17 protein-coding genes are annotated in these 16,775 nt (G+C 57.7%); 14 read left to right on the top strand and 3 right to left on the bottom strand.

Annotated features, from left to right (window positions below; all coding sequences use genetic code 11):
• Nucleotides 1-9 precede the first annotated feature (9 nt).
• On the bottom strand, nucleotides 10-978 hold the full coding sequence (locus tag H8K03_13120) for a universal stress protein (protein UVT18759.1): 969 nt from the start codon (nucleotides 976-978) through the stop codon (nucleotides 10-12).
• A 492-nt stretch (nucleotides 979-1,470) separates the two neighbouring features.
• Between H8K03_13120 and H8K03_13115 the strand changes: the two genes are divergently transcribed.
• The 7 genes from H8K03_13115 to H8K03_13085 are packed head-to-tail and all read left to right on the top strand — an operon-like array spanning nucleotide 1,471 to nucleotide 6,962.
• Nucleotides 1,471-2,334: a universal stress protein gene (locus H8K03_13115; protein UVT18758.1), complete on the top strand. Its 864-nt coding sequence runs from the start codon at nucleotides 1,471-1,473 to the stop codon at nucleotides 2,332-2,334.
• 19 nt (nucleotides 2,335-2,353) lie between these two features.
• Nucleotides 2,354-2,518, top strand: coding sequence for a zinc ribbon domain-containing protein (locus H8K03_13110; protein UVT18757.1), 165 nt, complete (start codon nucleotides 2,354-2,356; stop codon nucleotides 2,516-2,518).
• A 4-nt stretch (nucleotides 2,519-2,522) separates the two neighbouring features.
• Nucleotides 2,523-2,906 carry a cytochrome c gene (locus tag H8K03_13105; GenBank protein ID UVT18756.1) on the top strand — a complete coding sequence of 128 codons (384 nt, stop codon included), beginning with the start codon at nucleotides 2,523-2,525 and terminating at the stop codon, nucleotides 2,904-2,906.
• Between the two features lie 45 nt (nucleotides 2,907-2,951).
• Complete coding sequence (locus tag H8K03_13100; protein UVT22476.1) at nucleotides 2,952-3,545, top strand: isochorismatase family protein; 594 nt, start codon at nucleotides 2,952-2,954, stop codon at nucleotides 3,543-3,545.
• Nucleotides 3,542-4,876 (top strand): nicotinate phosphoribosyltransferase, encoded by a 1,335-nt coding sequence (locus H8K03_13095; GenBank protein ID UVT18755.1) that lies wholly within the window; start codon nucleotides 3,542-3,544, stop codon nucleotides 4,874-4,876. Before H8K03_13100 ends, H8K03_13095 begins: the two co-directional genes overlap by 4 nt.
• A gap of 17 nt (nucleotides 4,877-4,893) precedes the next feature.
• Complete coding sequence (locus H8K03_13090; protein ID UVT18754.1) at nucleotides 4,894-6,324, top strand: pentapeptide repeat-containing protein; 1,431 nt, start codon at nucleotides 4,894-4,896, stop codon at nucleotides 6,322-6,324.
• Nucleotides 6,321-6,962, top strand: a complete 642-nt coding sequence (locus H8K03_13085; GenBank protein UVT18753.1) for a dienelactone hydrolase family protein — start codon at nucleotides 6,321-6,323, stop codon at nucleotides 6,960-6,962. The genes H8K03_13090 and H8K03_13085 overlap by 4 nt, the downstream gene beginning before the upstream one ends.
• A 23-nt stretch (nucleotides 6,963-6,985) precedes the next feature.
• Here H8K03_13085 and H8K03_13080 read toward each other — a convergent pair whose 3' ends face one another.
• Together H8K03_13080 and H8K03_13075 are read right to left on the bottom strand one after the other, a co-directional pair.
• Nucleotides 6,986-7,504 (bottom strand): adenylyl-sulfate kinase, encoded by a 519-nt coding sequence (locus H8K03_13080; GenBank protein ID UVT22475.1) that lies wholly within the window; start codon nucleotides 7,502-7,504, stop codon nucleotides 6,986-6,988.
• 88 nt (nucleotides 7,505-7,592) lie between these two features.
• On the bottom strand, nucleotides 7,593-8,657 hold the full coding sequence (locus H8K03_13075) for a phosphotransferase (protein UVT18752.1): 1,065 nt from the start codon (nucleotides 8,655-8,657) through the stop codon (nucleotides 7,593-7,595).
• A 295-nt stretch (nucleotides 8,658-8,952) separates the two neighbouring features.
• Between H8K03_13075 and H8K03_13070 the strand changes: the two genes are divergently transcribed.
• From H8K03_13070 to H8K03_13040, 7 genes are all read left to right on the top strand, one after another.
• Nucleotides 8,953-9,510 (top strand): HPF/RaiA family ribosome-associated protein, encoded by a 558-nt coding sequence (locus tag H8K03_13070; protein UVT18751.1) that lies wholly within the window; start codon nucleotides 8,953-8,955, stop codon nucleotides 9,508-9,510.
• Nucleotides 9,507-11,933 (top strand): AAA family ATPase, encoded by a 2,427-nt coding sequence (locus H8K03_13065; protein ID UVT18750.1) that lies wholly within the window; start codon nucleotides 9,507-9,509, stop codon nucleotides 11,931-11,933. The genes H8K03_13070 and H8K03_13065 overlap by 4 nt, the downstream gene beginning before the upstream one ends.
• 182 nt (nucleotides 11,934-12,115) lie before the next feature.
• The gene (locus H8K03_13060) at nucleotides 12,116-12,739 is read left to right on the top strand and encodes a TetR/AcrR family transcriptional regulator (GenBank protein UVT18749.1); all 624 of its coding nucleotides are present in this window, start codon (nucleotides 12,116-12,118) and stop codon (nucleotides 12,737-12,739) included.
• A gap of 12 nt (nucleotides 12,740-12,751) precedes the next feature.
• Nucleotides 12,752-13,747, top strand: coding sequence for an efflux RND transporter periplasmic adaptor subunit (locus H8K03_13055; GenBank protein ID UVT18748.1), 996 nt, complete (start codon nucleotides 12,752-12,754; stop codon nucleotides 13,745-13,747).
• A 6-nt stretch (nucleotides 13,748-13,753) separates the two neighbouring features.
• Complete coding sequence (locus tag H8K03_13050; protein ID UVT18747.1) at nucleotides 13,754-14,689, top strand: ABC transporter ATP-binding protein; 936 nt, start codon at nucleotides 13,754-13,756, stop codon at nucleotides 14,687-14,689.
• A complete protein-coding gene (locus H8K03_13045) occupies nucleotides 14,686-15,636 on the top strand; it encodes an ABC transporter ATP-binding protein (protein UVT18746.1) in 951 nt (316 codons plus the stop codon). The genes H8K03_13050 and H8K03_13045 overlap by 4 nt, the downstream gene beginning before the upstream one ends.
• Nucleotides 15,636-16,769: an ABC transporter permease gene (locus H8K03_13040; protein ID UVT18745.1), complete on the top strand. Its 1,134-nt coding sequence runs from the start codon at nucleotides 15,636-15,638 to the stop codon at nucleotides 16,767-16,769. Before H8K03_13045 ends, H8K03_13040 begins: the two co-directional genes overlap by 1 nt.
• Nucleotides 16,770-16,775: the final 6 nt, after the last annotated feature.

The raw sequence follows: 16,775 nt of genomic DNA, 5'->3' as shown, positions 1-16,775 counted from the left end.
ATTAAACGTCTAAACGTCCGTTGGTGACTCCCTGGAAAGGACACGGCGATGGCCCGGCCGAAACTTCGGGCTCCTGACGGTCAGCACAGGGCAAGAGGATCTCCGAAGGACGGACTCCGTGACACTGCCGAATAACGTACGAGACAACCCACGGCGTCCATGAGTCCCCATGACAATTACATCAATGCCTTGGGCCGTCGCCGCATCAAGAATTGAATCAGCCGGTAGTCCACCCACGATGAGGAAGTCGGACACGAGGCCAGCGGAAGTGAGTGCGGAGACGACGTCCGATAACCGCTTCGTGAACACGGTCTTGATTGATTCCCGTGTTTCCACATGAGAAAGAGTGAAATCCAATCCGTATGAAACCGGCTCCAACACGTGAAGAATTTTCACGGAAGCTTTCAGTCGTTGAGCAACCATGGCTCCATACTCCAGCGCGTCGAGTGAGCAGTCTGAAAAATCGATCGGCACCAGAAGCCGGTGGAGACCCGCATGATCGCGTCGGCTCTGGTCAGCCGGCTCCCCCCCAGTTCCTTCGGCGCGCACAGCCAGCACCGGGCAGGGTGCCGCCCGGATGATTCGTTCCGCCGTACTACCCAGCAGGACATGTGCCAGGCCGGTCTTCCCTCTCGTACCCACGACAATCAGATCCGTATCCTCGGCGCTTGCCGCCGCAAGTACTCCTTCACTCGGGATGCCCCTCGTCATCCTGGTCTGAACCGAGATCCCGTGATCGGTAGCCCGTGCTTTCAACTCGGCCAGTTCGTCCGTGGCCCGCTTCGTCATCTCACCCAAATACAACCGATTGACGGGACTCTCAGAGTCGAGCCCAGGTAGAAATTCCAACACATGCATGACGGTCAGGGTAGCCGGCCATGATTGGGCCAGAGAGACCGCATAGGCCTCCGCTTCCGCTGCTCCCGGAGACCCATCCGTCGCAAAGAGAATTCTTGGCATTGCTTCAGCCAGGCTCACGCGGCCTCCACACTCAACAAGAATAGTTCCCCACTCATCGTCAGTATCTCGTCCTCTTGAGGGAGCAAAGGTGATGCCATCCACGATATGGTGGGACGAATGCTGATGATTGAAGAACCCGCGAATCTGTCATTCTCATTCTCGCCCTCAGCCAAACGTTCCGCCTTCTGAGAAGAGGATCTCTGCTACAACGGTTGTTCGCCCGCTGTAGCAGAAGGCGCCATTCCCTGGAAAGCCCGTCCTCCTTCACTGCGTCCAGCCCAGCACTTCGGGATGTTATGGAGCGGCATTGGACTTGCTGAAGGTCATCTTCAGGAGGAGAGCGATGACGCGCGCGCAACGCCTTTTGCTTGGAGCCGTGGGATTGGCTATCGCGATCGTGATCTATTTTGTCTTCTTCTGTCCCTCGGAGTGCCGGTGAGATCAAACCCGAAAGAGGAGAGTGCCGACTGCTGAAACAGGTCAGGAAGCCTACAGACTGAAGGTGACTCCATGAAAATATTGCTCACTGTCGACGGTTCCGACCATTCGTATGAAGCGGTCCGGTCCCTCAACTACCTGGCGCGCGCCGAGGAACTGCACATTGTGCACGTACTCGATGTCCCCAGTCCGGCCTATCCCATGATGATGCCGGAGGTGGCGCAAGAACTCTACGAGACGGTCGAGCGAAATATGCGCGATGACGGGACTCGTTTACTGGATCGCATTATGTCATTACTCCCATTGGATGTTGGGCCAGTCACAAAGCATCTGGTCGTCGGATCTCCGGCGGATCAGATCGTCACACTAGCGGATCAGCTGAAGGTGGATCTGATTCTTTTAGGTACCAGGGGTCTTGGACCGATCAAGGAACGGCTCATTGGAAGCGTCTCCCATCGAGTGCTGACCTTTGGACCGGGTGCGAAGCTGATTCTTCCCGGTCCCTTGAAGACGCTTCATCGAATACTGCTTCCCCTACAAGGAACCTATGACGCAGACCATGCCCTAGCCTTCCTTCAACAGAAGCCCTTTCGCGACCCACCCATGATAACCTTGTTCACTGTCCTTCCCCATACCAGGCCTCCCTGGCCAGTGGATGCCGTTTCAGCTGAGCACATGGAAACCCATTCCCTCCGCAAGGCAAAAGACTTTCTCGACGAGACAGCCGCCAAGCTCGGAGCGTCAGGCTACTCGACCCACGTGTCTGCCACATTAGGCACACCCGTTGATGGAATTCTTCAGGAAGCCAGGGCCTTGAATCCAGACCTTATTCTCACGGGATCCCGAGCGCGCCGCGGCCTCACCCGTATGGTGCTCGGCAGCGTTTCACACGCTCTGTTGCACCAGGGGATCTATCCGCTCATGATTTTCGGCTGATTGTCGAAAGGGTCGCACCATGCCGATGTACGACTACAAATGTCTCGATTGTGGGAAAGAATCACGGATCGTCGTGACGCTGAAAGAGCATGAGCGCGGCGAGGTGACATGCCTGGCGTGCGGAAGCAAGAAGCTGCAACAACTTTTCAGCCCGTTCATCGCTCACACCACAAAGAAAAGTTAGCACCATGCTTACAACGACGCGGCGGTTCATACGGCATCGATTGCTCGCGGCAGCGCTCCTCGGATTCTGCATGGTGAACGGTCCGGCAGCCTCCCCTGTGGATGCCCAAGACTATCCTCCAGACATCGCGCGCGGAAAAGCAGTGTACGAACGTCACTGTCAGAACTGTCATGGCCCGACCGGTCGAGGCGACGGTCCTGACGCCGCCCCCTTGAAAGTGCCACCAGCCGATTTTCAGCGATTCCGGTCGTTTCTGAAATCCGATGAAGAATTACTGCGAACCATCGAGCATGGCGTTGTCTTCAGTCCGATGCATTCGTGGCGCGGCCAGCTCACCGACGGAGAAATGCAGGACGTCGTCGCGCACATTCGCCTTCTGTCGCAGTAGGCACTATGACCGGTTTATCGATTCATGAGATCCTCCAATTTCGCGATGACTCCTACAACCATCTCCCTCACGCCCTCTGATGCGTTGCTCCTTACGGATATCCAGAAGGATTTTCTTCCACGAGGGGCGCTCGGCATCAGAGACGGCGATGAAATTATTCCGATCCTGGAGCATTATGTCTGCCGATTTGCAGCTTGCGGTCTTTCGATTTTCCTGACGCGCGACTGGCATCCGCCGGACCATTGCTCTTTCGTGTCCCAAGGAGGCCCGTGGCCGACGCATTGTGTGGCAGGTTCCCCCGGCGCGTTACCACCGTCGTCGTTTGTTACACCGTCATCGGCGGTCATCATTTACAAAGCCATCGACCGAGATCAAGAAGCCTATTCAGCCTTCCACAACACCAGTTTGGATCGTCATCTACGAGCCCTCCACGTGCAGCGCCTCTTCATCGGCGGATTGGCGACCGACTATTGTGTCTTGCACTCGGTGAAGAATGCTCGGACACTGGGCTATGACGTTTGCTTGCTGATGGACGGGATCAAGGCGGTCAACCTCCAGCCTGACGACGGTCATCTCGCAGAGAAGGTGATGATCAGCCTGGGAGCTGTGCCCGTTCGATGGGAGATGCTCGAAGCATGAAGCCTTCGACCAGCGTCCTGCTGACCGATCTGTATGAGCTCACGATGGCTCAAGCGTACCTGGAACAGGGGATGGACAAGCCGGCTGTGTTCGAGCTCTTCGTCCGTAAACTCCCCGCCCACCGGAACTTCTTGGTGGCCGCCGGTCTTGAACAGGTGTTGGATTACCTCTCAACGCTGCGCGTGACGCAGGAAGAACTTGCCTGGCTTGATCAATCGGGGCAGTGTAGCCGGAGGTTCCTTCATTACCTGGAAGCCCTGCGATTCACCGGGGATGTGGAAGCCATGCCCGAAGGAACCCTGTTCTTCCCTCCTGAGCCCATCCTCAGAATCGTCGCATCGCTCCCACTGGCCCAGCTCGTCGAAAGCCGTGTCATAAACCTGCTGAACTTTCAGACCATGGTGGCCTCCAAGGCGGCACGTTCGGTGCTGGCGGCAGAAGGAAAGCCGCTCATCGATTTTGGGCTGCGCCGCGCGCATGGCGCCGAAGCCGGTCTCCTGGCCGCGCGAGCCAGCTACGTGGCCGGCTTCGCCGGAACGGCGACCGTATTGGCCGGCATGGCGTTTGGCATTCCTCTGTACGGCACGATGGCCCATTCGTTCGTCCAGGCTCACGAAGTTGAGGTCGACGCCTTCGAGCACTATGCCCAGGCACAACCGGAGAACGTCGTTCTCTTGATCGACACCTATGATACCGAAGCTGCCGCGCACAAAGTCGTCTCGCTGGCTCCAATGCTCAAAGGCAAGGGGATTACGGTGAAGGGCGTCCGACTCGACAGCGGAGATCTCGCCGACCATGCTCAAAAAGTTCGACGTATCTTGGACGAAGGCGGTTTGGCTCATGTACAGATCCTTGCCAGCGGAAACCTCGATGAATACCGCGTGAGGGATTTCGTCCAAAGCGGTGCGCCGATCGATAGCCTCGCCGTCGGCACGGCGATGACCACCTCATCTGATGCCCCCTCACTGGACTGCGCCTACAAACTCCAAGAATATGCGGGCCGTCCCTGCCGCAAACGATCAGAAGGCAAGGCCACCTGGCCCGGCCGCAAACAAGTCTACCGGTACTATTCGGGCAATGGGCGTTTGACCCACGACTTCCTCACGACACACGATGATCAACTGTCCGGCGAACCGCTCCTCCAACCGGTCATGAAGGAGGGCCGCCCTCTTGCCGCATCACCAGGCTTGGCCGAGGTGCGCCGCCATGCAGCAACGCAGCTGGAGCAACTTCCTGAATCGTTACGAGCCCTTGAGATGGTGTCGGCCTATGACGTTCGGATCTCTTCGGCGTTGCAGAGCCTGGCCCAGGCAGTTGACCGCAATATTTAACACCGAAGGAGCACAAGATGACGCGCCCCGCTATACCGACCGTCTTTATGGGAATCATCATACTCATCGGATTTGCCGCCACCTGGGCGGGAGCGGCCGGCCCATCGGCTTCCAGCACCAAATCGTTCGTGGGTCCTCCTTGCAAGAGTCTCTACAAGAAGAAATCCATTCCAGCGAAGACGCTGCATGCCCTCGTGCGTTCGCACGAACGATGGGTGGAATATCGAGGCAACGCGAATGCCAAACGCGCCGAGCTCTGCCAAGCCGACCTCAGCCGAGCATTACTCGCGGGGGCGAATCTCGAACGGGCGGACCTTGAAGGCACCATCTTACGTCAAGCGAACCTGTCTCAGGCCACTCTGATTCAGGCGAGTCTTGAGGGGGCCGACCTCACCAAAGCCATCCTTGAGGACAGTAACCTCTCCGGAGCCGATCTGCGTCGTGCCCGACTCGCGGGCGCGAATCTCTTTCGCGCCATCGGCGATGAAGCCGCTCTCTTTGACGCCGTCTTCATCGGCGCGACGATGCACGAGTCGACATTCGAGCGGGCTCAGCTGGAGGGGGCCGATCTCACGGCTGCCGACTTGACCGACAGCAACTTCGTCGAAGCCCATTTTTACGGAGCGACGCTGAAAGACGCCGTCCTGGTGAATGCTGATCTATCGGGCGCCGACCTGCGTCGTGCTGTCCTGACCAACGCCAATCTCTATCGGGCCAGCCTTCAGGGTGCGCTGCTGGACCATACGCAACTCGATCGGACCCATCTCATCGAAGCCGACTTAGAAAGCGCCTACCTGGACGAGGCAAACTTGCGCGAGGCCAACCTGAAGGATGCCATTCTTCGCGGTGCCGACCTGCGATACGCCAGTTTGTATGACGCAGACCTGCATAATACCGACCTAGAGGGCGCCAACATGGAAGAAGCCAATCTGGTCAGGGCGCGCGTGAGCTCCGCAAAACTCCGGATGGCCATTCTGTATCACGCCACCCTCGATGAAGCCGATTTCCGCGACGCCCACATCAACCGCGCGGTCTTTATCGGAGCCAAGGGATTGAGCGTCAACTTCACGAACGGCGATTTGAGCGAGATCTACGCTCCAAAATCTTCCCTCCGTCACGCTCAGTTCAACAGGGCCAACCTGGAATCGGCCAATTTCGTCGGAGCAGATCTGAGCAGAGCGAGCTTCACCGATGCAAATTTGGCTCACGCGAATCTCCAAGACGTGAACCTTCACGATGCCGTCCTCGCCGGAGCCGATTTGAGCGAGGCTCGGCTGGACTCCGCGGACTTGCGTCACGCGAACTTCAGGGGCGCTAACCTCTCCTCGGTCATCGGTCTCACACAGTCACAACTCAATGCCGCCTGCGTCGATGACCAGACCAAACTGCCGCCGGCGCTCAGCCGTCCGGCTCCCTGCAATGCTGCAAAGAAGCGGACTAAGCCATGACGGCCCCACATGAACACAATGTACAGGTCACGAAAGGGAAACTTGTTCTGGAGGGTATCCTCGGCCTGCCGACCGTCGCACGCGGGGTGGTCATCTTTGCACACGGGAGCGGGAGCGGGCGGTTCAGCCCTCGCAACAACTTCGTCGCCCGACGACTGCAGCAAGATGGACTCGGCACGCTCCTGCTCGATTTGTTGACTGAAGAGGAAGCGGACGATCGGCGCAAGGTGTTTGATATCAATCTGCTGGCAGACAGACTCCTGCTGGCGAAAGGCTGGCTGGTCGAGGAACCACGGACGAAGAACACGGGAATCGGCTATTTTGGAGCCAGCACCGGCGCCGGAGCAGCCCTGCAAGCCGCAGCGCGAAATCCGTCGAACATCAGGGCCGTCGTGTCACGAGGGGGACGACCGGACCTGGCTAAATCTTATCTGCCGTCGGTCGCCGCTCCGACCTTGTTGATCGTCGGAGGCCACGATGAACCGGTCATTGACATGAACCAGGCAGCGTATGATTGGCTGACCTGTGAAAAGAAATTGGTCATCATCCCCGGGGCAACACACCTGTTCGAGGAGCCTGGGACCTTGGAACAGGTGGCGGAACATGCAGGAAGGTGGTTTGTACGGTACCTCGTTTGAGGAGCCCTGCTGAGGCTATTGGTTTATGAGAGCACGGTGTTCCTGACAACCTCCATAATTCTCTCCGCTGCTTCTGTCGCTGAGACCTTCGTCGTATCAATGTGCACTTCCGGACTCAGTGGTGCCTCGTAGGGATCCTGTAATCCTGGAACGGTCGCCGATTCGCCTCGCTGCCCGCGCCGATAGGTTCCCTTGTAGTCACGCTGCCTCGCCAGTTCCAACGGACATTCCACGGCCACCTCGATGAACCTCGGGATCAGACTCCTGGCAAAATCCCGATAGGCCCGCCGGTTGGCTGTCGCATCGAAGATCACCGTCACACCATGCGAGACCAGTTTCGCACCCATGAACGCGAGTGCACGATAGAACAGATCTCGTTCTCCGCCACTGTAGGTTGGATGAGGTGTCAAGATTCGCCGGACGGCATCCGATTCGAATACTTCGACGGAACGGATTTCTTCCAGCCTCGGCTTCAGTGCGGCCGCAATGGTGCTCTTTCCGGACGCGGGCAGGCCGGTGAGCCAGATGGCAACGCCTGGCATTCTATTCATACACATGACCCCGCGATCGACAATCAGCCGTCGGCCCGTCTTCGCGTGTTAATTCCGTGGGCTATTGGCCGAGACCTCATCATCCCTGGCAGTACTCATTCACCCGTTCCGGCTCAAATCGCGGTACATCGAGAACATTTTCAATGAAGCGAAAGAGGCTTCGTCTGACGTCCATCGACAAATTGGGATACCAGAGCGGGCTGGCCACGACCAGGCCGCGAAAGGCGAAGAACGGCGCCGCCGTTTCAGTGATCTCCTCGTCGCCGCTGGCTTCCATGTAGGTGTCCCAGAACAACCGGAAGAGAACTTCGAACGGTCCCCGGAGCTTGCCCCAGCTGATCAGTGAGTTCAGCAGATAATTGATCGTCATCGCAGTGATGTCGTCGGCCGGTTCGCCCCATTCTCCCCGTGAGCGATCCAACACAGCAAAATCCGTCCCCGCGCGGAACAGCACATTGTACGGATGGAAATCCCCGTGAACCTGAGAAAGTCGATTGGTGTTTTCGCGAAGGCGCCAACGCCAACGATTGCACGCGTCCTCCACCGTTCGCAGCAGATCGCCCGTGATAAAGCCACAGCGCGCCGGATAGCTGTCGGTCAGTCCCATGATGCATTCGCCGTGACCGATCAATTCACGCAGCCGACGCTTATATAGATCCGCGTCACGCCGTTTCTTTGCATGGATGCGGGCCAAGTAACGTGCCAACGCGACGGTGCGTTGGCGATCCAACTTACGCAGCCTTTTGCCTGTCGCCAGCCGCGCAAGATCCCCATGATAACTCACGCCGTCGGTCCATTCGTTCAACACAAAAACTTCACGCGCCTCGGCGATGGAAAAGAGCGCCTGTTTGGCATCGAATGCGCCCACATCCAGGGCCTTCACATGGCGCGGCAGGCGTCCATACGAATCGTAGTCCCACAACATGGCTTGTCCGCGATCAGCCATATGTTCGTGCCCAAACGGGCCGGGCTTCATGGTTTCAAGTACGGCGGACTGGACCCGACGTCCGATTTGGAACGTCAATTTGACCGGTGTACCGTACCCATAACGCTTCTGTTCTCCCTTGGAGCTCTCTTTGCCGATCACTCCATAGGACAGCAAGCTGACCTTTGGGCCAAAGCGGGCCTGTAGGTAACGTTCCAAGGCTGACTTCCTCAACACCGGCATGCTGAGAGCCATCGCAATTCACGTTCCCGACATAGCTCTTTCGAACCCTCGAGAAGGTCGCTGAATGCAGGCATACTGGCGCGTTGGGCTCCACCGATGAACAGGTCACTGTGGAAAAATGCACCATGTTGGAGCCGCTGGGAAAGCTCGGGGATCAGGAAATATCTGCGCCCGCTGATTTGCCCATACCGTCCAACCCGTCTCAAGTCGGCACATCGTTTGCTGACTCCGCTTGATGAAAGGGACGGAATTGTCTGGATGTGGAGGCGCTATGAAACTTGAGATTGAAAGCCGCAATGTCGCAATGACCCCCCGCTGGAAGACCGAGATTGAAGCCCGTATGGAAGACCTCCAACGGGGGCACGAGGATTTGATTCACGGCCGAGTGACGTTGACTAAGAATCGGCATCACAAGAAACTTGCGAACGTGGCGGAGGCACTGGTCGTGGTCACCCTGCCCGGACGTCATACCATGACGGCCCGAAAGGAAGACAAGACTTTCGAGGAGGCCATGCGCTCTGCGTTTCATGCCGTGAGCATCGAACTCCGCAAGTATCGAGAAAAACGTGCGAAGACCGAGATTCGACTGTCACCGGTGCCGCCTCATCGCGGTGTGATCTGCAAGCTCTTTCCCAAGGAGCAATACGGCTTCATCCTGAAAGAAGGAGGCGGCGAGGTCTATTTTCATGCGAATGCGCTGCAGAGGGTCGCCTTCGGCCAACTGGAGGATGGCATCGAGGTCCTCTTCTGCGAAGAGCAAGGAAAGAAGGGCCTACAGGCGACCGTCGTGACCCTCCCGCCTCCCATGACGACAAGAGTGTCCTCATGACGATGGAGAAGTTCAAAGTGCCAACGTCGATGCTCGCCCCCGTGATCGACTCGGGACAACTCGGGTTCGAGGATACGGGCGAACTGGAGCCCCTCACTGAAATCATCGGGCAGGAACGGGCTGTTGAGGCGCTGGAATTCGGGCTGCACATGAAGAGCCCAGGGTTCAATCTCTACGTATCGGGTCCTGTCGGCACGGGAAAGGGCACGCTCGTTCGGCAGATGGTCAAGCGGATGGCTCTGGGCGCTCCTGCACCACCAGACTGGTGCTACGTGAATACTTTCCAAGATCCTTCTCGACCGACCTGTCTCGCTCTTCCGGCGGGACAGGGTGCCTCGTTCAAGCAAGAGATGGCGGGATTCATCGAAGGATTGCGGCGCGACATTCCCTTGGCATTTGAAAGTAAGAACTATCTCGATTCCAAAGCCAAGGTACACGACGAGATCGACGCGAAGAAAAAAGCGCTCTTCCATGAATTGGAGGAACTCACCCGTACTCGTGGGTTCGGCTTTGAGGAAACCTCGGTGGGTTTCGGGATTGTCCCGCTCAAGGCCGGCCACCCCATGACAGACGCCGACATGACGGCCATGACCGAGGAGGACCAACGGGACTTGAATGAACGGCGTAAGGCCCTAGAAGGTGAGATCCGCGAATTCCACATCCGCATCCACGGCCTCGAGAAAGACGCCGAACACCAGCGGCACCACCTGGACCGCCAATTGGTCATGAATGTCTTGGAAGGCCGTTATGAAATCATGCGACAGGCCTACCAAGAGATGACGGAGGTCTCGACATTCTTAGAGCATGTTCGTAACGACATCGTCCACCACTACAAAGATTTTCTGCCGCGCGAAGGCCCCACTATTGCCATACCCGGAGTGGAATTCAAACGACCCGACATGTCGCGCTTCCTCGTCAATCTCATCGTGCAGCACGACCCGACGGAAGGCGCCCCCGTTATCGACGAATCACACCCGACCTATACAAATCTCATCGGGAAGATCGAACGGCGGGCTCACATGGGCGTAATGTACACCGACTTCACGGAGATCCGTGCGGGCGCCGTCCTGCTGGCCAACGGTGGCTACTTGATCGTGAACGCCTTGGACATGCTGCGCCAACCTTTCTCGTGGGATGCGTTAAAGCGCGTGATCAAGACCGGCGAGGTGAAAATTGAGGACCCCAGTGAATTCTACGGATTCTCGACGGCGGGGCTTAGGCCGCAACCTGTCCCGGTGAATGTCAAGGTCATCATGGTCGGGCCGCCCATCCTGTACCACTTGCTCCAGGCCTATGAGGAAGATTTCGGCAAACTGTTCAAGGTGAAAGTGGACTTCGACACCGAAGTGGTGAGAAGCGAGCGGCAGGACCGTCAATATGCCAGATTCATCGCCAAACTCTGCCGTGAAGAGGGACTGCCGCATTTCGGAGCCGATGCCGTGGCCGAAATCATCCGGCAAGGGCTCCGTTTTGCAGATCGACACGACCGGCTGTCGTTGCGGTTCAGCCTGGTAAGTGATCTGATCCGCGAAGCCGGCTACTGGGCAAGGAAAGAAGGACATTCGTTCGTCACTCGGGCCGACGTCGATGCCGCCGTCACCCACAAGCGATATCGCTCGAATCTGGCGGAACACTGGATTCAGGATGAGATCAAAGAAGGCACGTTGATGGTCGATTTGGACGGCGACGTCGTCGGCCAGGTCAACGGTCTCTCAGTCCATCAGCTCGGAGACTATGCGTTCGGCCGTCCCACGCGCATCACGGCCCGAACCTATGTCGGGACAAAGGGCGTCATCGATATCCAGCGAGAGGCGGAACTTGCCGGAATGATCCACAGCAAGGGTGTCCTGACATTGGCCGGCTACCTTGCCGGGAAATTTGCCGGCACTCACCCTTTCGCGGTCAGTGCTTCGTTGACATTCGAGCAGACCTACTCGGAAGTGGAGGGCGACAGCGCCGCTGTGGCCGAGCTCGCCGCCATTCTCTCCAGCCTCGCCGATCTGCCGATCCATCAATGGCTCGCCGTCACCGGTTCCGTCAACCAATTGGGTGAAATCCAGCCGATCGGCGGCGTAAACGAAAAGATCGAAGGATTCTTTGAGTCCTGCTCACGCAAGGGCTTGACGGGAAAGCAGGGCGTGATCATCCCCTCTCGAAACACGAAACACCTGGCGCTTCGGCACGAGGTCGTGGAGGCCGTGGAATCAGCCCACTTCACCGTATATGCCGTAAATACGATGGAAGAAGCCCTAGAGCTGCTCACCGGCAGCGCTGCGGGGGAACGGGGGCTTGATGGCTCTTACCCGTTCGACAGCGTCTTCGGTCGCGCTGCGCAGCGATTGGAAGAAATGGCGCAGGCGGTGGCGGAGTGGAGTGAAGGGGAGGAGAATCCAGGCAAGCCGATGATCATCGGAAAACCATAGTCTGATCAACGAATAGCAGACCATAACCCCTGTCCCTGAAACTCGTGAGTATCTTAGTTCACTGTGTTTGAATGGTCATTTGCTGACCTCGTCTATTCTCACGCCGTCTCAGGGTTATTCGCATTGATTGGAAACTCAGAATACTGTTACAGTTTCCTTGGTGTATGCCTAAGCAATCCTTCATGCCGCGTTTTAGGCCGTCGTCCACTAAAATGGCCTTCCGTCAACGCATCATTCTGGAATCCCGTCGGCATTTCTTGGCTCATGGGTTTCGGGGCGTCACCATGGATGATCTTGCCCACGAGATGGCCATCAGCAAAAAGACGCTCTACGCCGGCTTTCCGAGCAAGACGGCTCTTGTGGAAGCCGTGATCCTTGAAAAGTTCAGGGACGTTGATGCCGATCTGAGTCGTATCACACTCACGTCCTCCTCAGATTGCCTCAGGGCACTCCGTCGTCTGCTCGAATGTGTGCAAGGACACATGGAGGAGATCCGACCGCCGTTCTTGCGCGACATTCGCCGCGAGATGCCGGATTTGTTTGCGGTGGTGGAAAGCCGGAGGCGGGACCTGATTCAGCGTCATTTCGGAAAAGTGTTCCTGGAAGGTCGTCGCGCGGGGATCATCCGTCAGGACATTCCGCCCAAGCTGGCGATCGACATTCTGCTCGGTGCGGTGCAGGCCGTGATGAATCCATCAAAAATAGAAGAGCTGGGTTCCACCCCCAAAACCATCTTTACCGCCATCATGCGGGTAGTCCTCGAAGGCTTGACCACGGAGAAAGCCAGACCGCTGCGAACAATCTGACTCGACAATTGGATGATGAAACGAATCCTGATCATACTTCTTGCGGCAGGAACGGTGATCACCGGGGGGTATCTCTATGTGCGCTCCTTGTCCGAACGCGAGGCAGACCATACCCTCAGAGTTGCAGGCAATATTGAGGCGCATGAGAGCGTGGTCAGCTTCAAGGTGCCGGGTCGTATCGTAGAGTTGCCCGTTCAAGAGGGCCAGCATGTCAACAAGGGAGACCTGCTGGCGCGCCTCGATGACGAAGATTACCGCCAGCAAGTGAGCGTGGACGAGGCGACCGTACGAACGCGAGAAGCTGAGCTGAAGTTGGCCTTGGCCGGAAACCGGAAGCAGCAGATCCAAGCGGTGAAACAATCTGTGATCGACGCGCAATCGGATCTCGAACTCAAACGTGCAGAATTCCGCCGACGCCGAGCCCTGCTCGATGAGCAAGCCGTGTCGCAAGAAGATGTCGACAGCGCGGAAACGCTGATGAAGCGGGCAGAAGCGACATATCGACGCCTCAAGGAAAATCAGGACGAGATTGTCGAGGGCACGCGCAAGGAGGAAATTGCTGTGCGACAAGCCAATCTCCAGCTGGCCCAGGAATACTTGGAGATGGCCGGCGTGAACTTGTCTTATACCGTGCTCTCGGCGCCGATCTCCGGAGTGGTCCTCGTGCGGCAGGCAGAGCTCGGCGAAGTTGTCTCTCGTGGAACGCCGGTCGTCTCGATCGCCGATGTCGACCGCCTCTGGATGCGAGGCTATATCAACGAGACGGATCTGGGTCGAATTCAGTGGGATCAACCGGCCACCGTTCGCACGGACACCTATCCCGACAAGAAGTACCACGGCCGCATCTCGTTTATTGCATCCCAAGCTGAATTCACGCCGAAAAGCGTCGAGACCTACAAAGAACGAGTCACCCTCGTCTATCGCATCAAGATCAACCTGGACAACCAGAACCGTGAGCTCAAGCCCGGAATGCCGGCTGAAGCGACCATCGACGCTCCACCGAAATAATGACGTATGCCTCCGACCGTCGCCGTCACAGATTTGACGAAACGCTTTTCGGGTATCACGGCTGTAGACCGTCTCACGTTCGAGGTGCAGGCCGGTGAGATCTTCGGGCTGGTCGGCCCCGACGGAGCCGGGAAGACCACGGCGTTACGAATGTTAGCCGGTGTCCTCACACCGGACGGCGGATCGGCCACTGTCGCCGGAGCCGACATTATCCATGATCCGGAAGCGGCAAAAGCCCGCCTCAGTTACATGCCACAGCGCTTCGGGCTTTATGAGGACTTGACCGTCAAGGAAAATATTCGCTTCTACGCAGACGTCTTCGGCGTGTCTCGCCCGGAACGGGTCGAGCGTTCTCAACGCTTGCTCGACGCCGCCGGCATGTGTCCTTTTACGAACCGCTTGGCAGGTAAGCTTTCAGGGGGCATGAAACAAAAGCTCGGACTCGTCTGTGCCCTCATCCACCGCCCGCAGGTGATCCTGCTCGACGAACCGACCAACGGTGTCGACCCGGTTTCGCGTCGAGATTTCTGGCGTATCCTGTATTCGCTGCTTGCCGAAGGGATTGCCATTGTGATGTCGACCTCCTACCTCGATGAAGCCGAACGATGCCATCGCGTGGCGTTGCTGCACCAAGGGCACATGCTGTATTGCGAAACGCCTGCGGAATTGAAGACCCACCTGCGCGGGACCATGCTGTCGGTTGTATCAGATGACGCCCGCCGCATTCGGACCGCCCTTGTCGGTGCAGACGGTGTCCTTCATGCATGGCTTGTCGGCGACGGCGTCCGTCTTGTAGTGGATGACGCCACACGCCGAATTCCCGAGCTTCGAGCGGCACTTCGGGCCGCACATCTGTCGTTCGACCGGCTGGAAGTCGTGAAACCCACCATCGAAGACTTGTTCGTTGCTGTTACATCGACAAGCAGCGGAGAGACCCCATGACGGATCTCCATACGACCGCGGTAAGTGTCCGCGATCTCGTCAAACGCTTCGGGGACTTCGTGGCGGTGGACCACATCAATCTGGAGGCACGTGCGGGAGAGGTGGTGGGCTTCTTGGGTCCAAACGGCGCCGGAAAATCCACGACGATCCGTATGCTGTGCGGCCTGCTTCGTCCAACCGCAGGACAGGCCTTGGTGGCTGGTTACGATGTGGCACGGGAGGCGGAACAGGTGCGTCGCCACATCGGGTACATGTCGCAAAAGTTTTCGCTCTACAACGATCTGCGGGTCATCGAAAACATTCGCTTTTTCGGCAGCATGTACGATGTGCCCGCGGCGATGTTCAAGGAGCGGGAGGCGTGGGTACTGGAGATGGCCGGGTTGGTCGGACGGGAATCGACGGTGACCGGCACCTTACCCAGTGGATGGAAACAGCGGCTCGCCTTGGGCTGCGCCGTGCTCCATCGCCCGCCGATTCTTTTCTTGGACGAGCCGACATCCGGGGTCGATCCGATCTCACGCCGTCAATTCTGGGAACTGATCCATGCCATGGCGGCCGACGGAGTGACCGTACTCGTCACTACGCATTACATGGACGAGGCTGAGTACTGCAACCGGCTCATTCTGATTTTTCACGGTAGGATCGTGGCTTCCGGATCGCCGAGCGAGTTGAAACAACAGACCATGACCGGCGAACTGCTGCTGATCGAATGCGATCCGCTGGGCCGGGCGCTCGATGCGCTCCAGCACGTTCCGGATATTCGGGACCTGGCTGTGTTCGGCAACGCCTTGCACGTTGTGGTTCAGCACGCCCAGACTGCGATCCCCCATCTTCGCGCTGTTTTGTCCGGACAAGGCGTCGCTGTATCAAGGATCGAGCCGATTCGTCCAAGCTTGGAAGACGTGTTCGTTTCATTGACCGCGCAATTGAGCGCGCACAGGAGCTAATGCGCTGCCATCGACTCCTCGCCATCATGCGTAAGGAAACGCTCCAGATTCGGCGCGATCTTCCCAGTCTGCTGATCACGGTGGCCATGCCGCTGCTGCTGATGCTGGCGTTCGGCTATGGCGTACGTTTCGACGTCCAACACATTCCGGTCTATGTGTACGACCGTGAGGGAAGTCAGCAAAGTCAGGACTTTCTGAAGCATTTTCAAGCCTCGGAGTATTTCTCCGTCATCAAGGCCGTGGACAGTTATCCGGCGCTGATCGACGCGCTCGACGCCGGAGCCTGCCGGCTTGCCATCGTCATACCCACGGATTTCTCTGAGCGATTGAATACCGGCGGATCCGTAGGCATCCAAGCCCTGGTCGATGCCACCGACAACAACACCGCCAATATCAGTCTCAGCTACAGCGAATCCATCGTTCAGGCGTATAACCAGCGACTCCGTTTGGACTGGGTTCAACGCCACGGGCAGGACGTCATGCCACCTCCTTTGAGGATCGACACGAGAACCTGGTTCAACGAAAACCTTGAAAGCACCGCCAATATCGTCCCTGGAGTCGTTGCTATCATCATGGCCGTGATCGGCTCATTTCTCACTTCGTTGACCATCGCTCGGGAATGGGAGCGCGGCACCATGGAACAGCTGGTGTCGACACCGGTCACGCCTATCGAACTGATGGTCGGCAAGCTCGTGCCGTATTTTGCGATCGGGCTCATCGATACCATGCTCTGCGCCGGTTTGGCGATCTGGTGGTTCGAGGTGCCGTTTCGCGGGCAATGGGGCGTGTTTGTCCTGAGCTGCACTCTGTTTTTACTCGTCGTCCTCGCTCTGGGATACGCCGTGTCGGTCGTGGCCAAGTCTCAACTGGCTGCCAGTCAAGCGGCCTTGATTGCCACGTTCCTGCCGGCCTTTCTGTTGTCGGGGTTTCTCTATCCTATCGATCAAATGCCGACCGTGATCCGGGTCATCACGCATGTGATCCCTGCGCGCTATTTCATGTCAGTCATTCGCGATGTCTTTCTCAAGGGATCGCCGCTCGTATATCTTCTGGATGATCTGCTCGCCTTGGCCCTCTTTGCCGCACTCTTGACACTCTTGGCCACGCGGGCGTTTCACAAAAAGCTGGCCTAGGATGCA

It is taken from the genome of Nitrospira sp., assembly GCA_024760545.1.
Classification (GTDB): domain Bacteria; phylum Nitrospirota; class Nitrospiria; order Nitrospirales; family Nitrospiraceae; genus Nitrospira_D.
Note: the sequence above shows the minus strand (reverse complement) of the source record. Positions and strands in the feature narration are given on the sequence as shown.

Excerpts from the sequence above, each read along its gene's own strand:
- H8K03_13115 (UVT18758.1), top strand. The coding sequence starts at position 1,471 with ATGAAAATATTGCTCACTGTCGACGGTTCCGACCATTCGTATGAAGCG.
- H8K03_13110 (UVT18757.1), top strand. The coding sequence starts at position 2,354 with ATGCCGATGTACGACTACAAATGTCTCGATTGTGGGAAAGAATCACGG.
- H8K03_13105 (UVT18756.1), top strand. The coding sequence starts at position 2,523 with ATGCTTACAACGACGCGGCGGTTCATACGGCATCGATTGCTCGCGGCA.
- H8K03_13100 (UVT22476.1), top strand. The coding sequence starts at position 2,952 with ATGACTCCTACAACCATCTCCCTCACGCCCTCTGATGCGTTGCTCCTT.
- H8K03_13095 (UVT18755.1), top strand. The coding sequence starts at position 3,542 with ATGAAGCCTTCGACCAGCGTCCTGCTGACCGATCTGTATGAGCTCACG.
- H8K03_13090 (UVT18754.1), top strand. The coding sequence starts at position 4,894 with ATGACGCGCCCCGCTATACCGACCGTCTTTATGGGAATCATCATACTC.
- H8K03_13085 (UVT18753.1), top strand. The coding sequence starts at position 6,321 with ATGACGGCCCCACATGAACACAATGTACAGGTCACGAAAGGGAAACTT.
- H8K03_13080 (UVT22475.1), bottom strand. The coding sequence starts at position 7,504 with ATGCCAGGCGTTGCCATCTGGCTCACCGGCCTGCCCGCGTCCGGAAAG.
- H8K03_13070 (UVT18751.1), top strand. The coding sequence starts at position 8,953 with ATGAAACTTGAGATTGAAAGCCGCAATGTCGCAATGACCCCCCGCTGG.
- H8K03_13065 (UVT18750.1), top strand. The coding sequence starts at position 9,507 with ATGACGATGGAGAAGTTCAAAGTGCCAACGTCGATGCTCGCCCCCGTG.
- H8K03_13060 (UVT18749.1), top strand. The coding sequence starts at position 12,116 with ATGCCGCGTTTTAGGCCGTCGTCCACTAAAATGGCCTTCCGTCAACGC.
- H8K03_13055 (UVT18748.1), top strand. The coding sequence starts at position 12,752 with ATGATGAAACGAATCCTGATCATACTTCTTGCGGCAGGAACGGTGATC.
- H8K03_13050 (UVT18747.1), top strand. The coding sequence starts at position 13,754 with ATGCCTCCGACCGTCGCCGTCACAGATTTGACGAAACGCTTTTCGGGT.
- H8K03_13045 (UVT18746.1), top strand. The coding sequence starts at position 14,686 with ATGACGGATCTCCATACGACCGCGGTAAGTGTCCGCGATCTCGTCAAA.
- H8K03_13040 (UVT18745.1), top strand. The coding sequence starts at position 15,636 with ATGCGCTGCCATCGACTCCTCGCCATCATGCGTAAGGAAACGCTCCAG.